General features: G+C 57.3%; 3 protein-coding genes and 1 pseudogene. All 4 read left to right on the forward strand.

The features are described 5' to 3' along the window. Positions 1 to 213: pseudogene (locus tag IV091_RS15150) on the forward strand (branched-chain amino acid ABC transporter permease); the annotation flags it as partial. Between the two features lie 4 nt (positions 214 to 217). After that, positions 218 to 1,384 (forward strand): branched-chain amino acid ABC transporter permease, encoded by a 1,167-nt coding sequence (locus IV091_RS15155; RefSeq protein ID WP_293470091.1) that lies wholly within the window; start codon positions 218 to 220, stop codon positions 1,382 to 1,384. After that, positions 1,384 to 2,166, forward strand: coding sequence for an ABC transporter ATP-binding protein (locus IV091_RS15160; protein WP_293470102.1), 783 nt, complete (start codon positions 1,384 to 1,386; stop codon positions 2,164 to 2,166). The genes IV091_RS15155 and IV091_RS15160 overlap by 1 nt, the downstream gene beginning before the upstream one ends. Beyond that, positions 2,163 to 2,870: an ABC transporter ATP-binding protein gene (locus IV091_RS15165; RefSeq protein WP_293470092.1), complete on the forward strand. Its 708-nt coding sequence runs from the start codon at positions 2,163 to 2,165 to the stop codon at positions 2,868 to 2,870. The genes IV091_RS15160 and IV091_RS15165 overlap by 4 nt, the downstream gene beginning before the upstream one ends. Positions 2,871 to 2,959: the final 89 nt, after the last annotated feature.

Raw genomic sequence — 2,959 nt, forward strand, 5'->3', positions numbered from 1 at the left:
GCCATCCTGGGCGGGCTGGGCAATATCTATGGCGCCATCATTGGCGGATTTCTTTTCGCTGCCTTGCAGGTGATTGGCAGCGCCATGTTGCCCGCACTGATTCCCGGCATTCCCAGCTCTTACAAGGACGTTTTTGCCTTCGCCGTCGTCATCATTTTTATGGCCTGGAAACCGACTGGTCTGATCGCCGAAAAGTCGAGCGAACGAGTTTAGTACCATGAAACAAAAAGAAATCATCACCCCCGCGAAATCTGCCTTGATGCTCAGCATCGCGGCACTTGTACTGACCGTCTATGTGTGGTTTTTCCTCCATGCAGAGAGTCAAATCAGCATTGCCATTTTGCTGGTTGCCGCAATCCTGGTCGTGATTCTGAGTCGCCGATTCGGCGTGACCTTGCAGGTCGAGCAGTCGGCCGCACGGCGCCCGGGCCTGTCCCGATGGCTGGCCGTTGGCTCCGGTCTGGCCTTGATCGCGGCTTTCTACAATTCACACTTCGTGTTGTTGATGTTGTGCGGCGTGTTGCTGTACTCCACGGCCTGTCTCGGTTTGACGGTGCAATTCGGATATTCGGGCGTGGCCAACTTTGCCGGGGCCGCCTTTTTCGGCATTGGCAGTTACGCCACGGCCGTTCTCGCCACCCACACGGCCATTCCCCACGTTCTTGTCATCCTGATTTCTGGCGTGAGTGCCGCTGTCATTGGTTCGCTGCTGATCTTGCCCGTGTTGCGAACGCGTGGCCACTATGCGGCGCTGGTCACCATCGCATTCGGTATCCTGTTCAAGACCTTCATTGAGGTCAACGATGTGCTGGGTGGGCCGCAAGGCCTGCAGGTGCCCGGATTGAACCTGTTCGGCTTTTCGCTGAACGACGGCTTCAGTCTGTTCGGCCTGGAGATCTCGTTTTATGTTCCCTACGCATTGCTCAGTCTTGCCATGTTTGCAGGCGTCTATGCCCTGGTCAATGCACTGGAGCGCTCTTGGGTCGGCCTGAGCATGGACGTGGTGCGAACCGATGAAACGGCGGCATCTACCTTCGGCCTGCACATCGTTCGCTGGAAGGTCATTGCCTTCACCATGGGCAACTTTTTCGCGGGAATCGCCGGCGGTCTTTACGGGATGATCATTGCATTCGTCGCGCCCAATAACTTCACGTTTGGTGACTCGCTGCTGATGCTCTCGATTGTCATTTTGGGTGGCCTGGGCAACATTGCCGGCTTGATTCCGGCCGCCATGATTGTGTTGATTCTTCCTGAAAAACTTCAGTTCATCCAGGAGTACCGTTTCCTTTTGTACGCCGCGCTGGTGATCGTGATTCTGCTGTTCCGGCCGCAGGGGTTGCTGCCGCGCAAGACACGGATATTTTTCGCCAGGAAGGGTTCATGATGGCCGGCCAATCCTTGATCTCGGTTGACAAGCTGACCATGCGCTTTGGCGGCCTGACGGCGCTCGATGAACTGTCCATGTCTGTGCATGAGGGCGAAATACTCGGCCTGCTGGGTCCGAACGGCTCTGGCAAGACCACTTTTTTCAATGTGCTGACCGGGCTGTACAAAGCCAGCAGCGGCAGCATTACCCTGGAGGGTGAAAACATTCTTGGCAAGACGCCGCAGCAGATTTACCGCAGTGGCGTCGCCCGTACGTTCCAGCGCTCCCGTCTTTCGCTGTCTCTCACGGTTTTCGACAATATCGTCATTGGCGATTACCAGCACATGCAGCACGGCCTGATTTTCAATCTGCTGCGGCGAAAGGCGTTTCGGGCCGAGTACGATGCCTACGTCGAAAAAGTGAAGGCCTTGCTGGAGATCTTCAGTCCTCCGCTGGTCGGGCGGTTGTTCGAGCCGGTCGAGAGCTTCACGATGATCGACCGCCGCCGCATCGAGGTTTGTCGCGCGCTGCTGAGTCAGCCGCGCCTGTTGCTCCTGGACGAGCCGTCCGCGGGGATGACCCATGATGAAACAGACGAGTTGATGCAGGATATTTTGCAGGTACGCAGAAAGCTTGACAAGCTGTCTGTCGTCCTGATCGAGCATGAAATGAACGTGATCGAAAGAATCACCGACCGCTGCGTCGTCCTGAACTACGGCAAGAAGATCGCCGAAGGAAGCTATCTCGAGATCACAGCCGACCCGTATGTACAGACCGCTTATCTCGGAGAAGCCGCATGAGCAAACTCAGTGTCAAGAATCTCACTACCGGCTATGACAAGGTCAATGTCCTGCATGATGTTTCGATCGAAGTGGAGCCGGGCAAGATCACCTGCATCCTGGGGTCAAACGGGGCAGGCAAGAGCACGCTGATCCGTTCTATCCTCGGTCTGACGCCTCCGCGCCAGGGCGAAATCTGGTGGGATGGGCGTAACCTTGCCGGGGAAAAAACGCACAAAATCATCGCCAGCGGCATCGCCTGCATCCCCGAAGGCCGCAAAGTCTTTCCGCGCATGACCGTCGGGGAAAATCTGGCGCTCGGCGCTTTCCTGGAGACCTCTCCTGCCCGAATCCGGGAGCGGCTGGCGCGGGTCTACGAGATATTTCCCCGTCTGAAGGAGCGGTCGGTGCAGCTTGCCGGCACCATGTCCGGGGGCGAGCAGGCCATGGTCTCGATTGGCCGGGGCCTGATGGCCGAACCCAAGTTGCTGCTGATTGATGAACCCTCGCTTGGTTTGTCGCCTTTGTATGTGAAAGAAAACTTCAAGGTGATCCAGCAGATCAATGAGCTCGGGGTGACGGTTTTGCTGGTGGAGCAGAACGCCCGTCAAACGCTGGCGATTGCGCACTACGGCTATGTTCTCTCGCAGGGCAAGGTCGTCGCTTCTGGCACGGCACAAGCGCTGTCCGAGAATGACAACGTGCGCTCGGCCTATTTCGGCTGAGGCGGTGACATGCTTGACATCCTCACACTGTCCGCACGAGCGCTGGCCGCCAGGGTTTCGCGCAGGGAATTGACGGCCGAAGCCGTGAC

Source organism: Polaromonas sp. (genome assembly GCF_018780625.1).
In the GTDB taxonomy this organism is placed as follows: Bacteria; Pseudomonadota; Gammaproteobacteria; order Burkholderiales; family Burkholderiaceae_C; genus Polaromonas.

What these genes read in the sequence shown, in the direction of transcription:
- IV091_RS15155 (WP_293470091.1), top strand. Translation starts at nt 218, where the DNA reads ATGAAACAAAAAGAAATCATCACCCCCGCGAAATCTGCCTTGATGCTC.
- IV091_RS15160 (WP_293470102.1), top strand. Translation starts at nt 1,384, where the DNA reads ATGGCCGGCCAATCCTTGATCTCGGTTGACAAGCTGACCATGCGCTTT.
- IV091_RS15165 (WP_293470092.1), top strand. Translation starts at nt 2,163, where the DNA reads ATGAGCAAACTCAGTGTCAAGAATCTCACTACCGGCTATGACAAGGTC.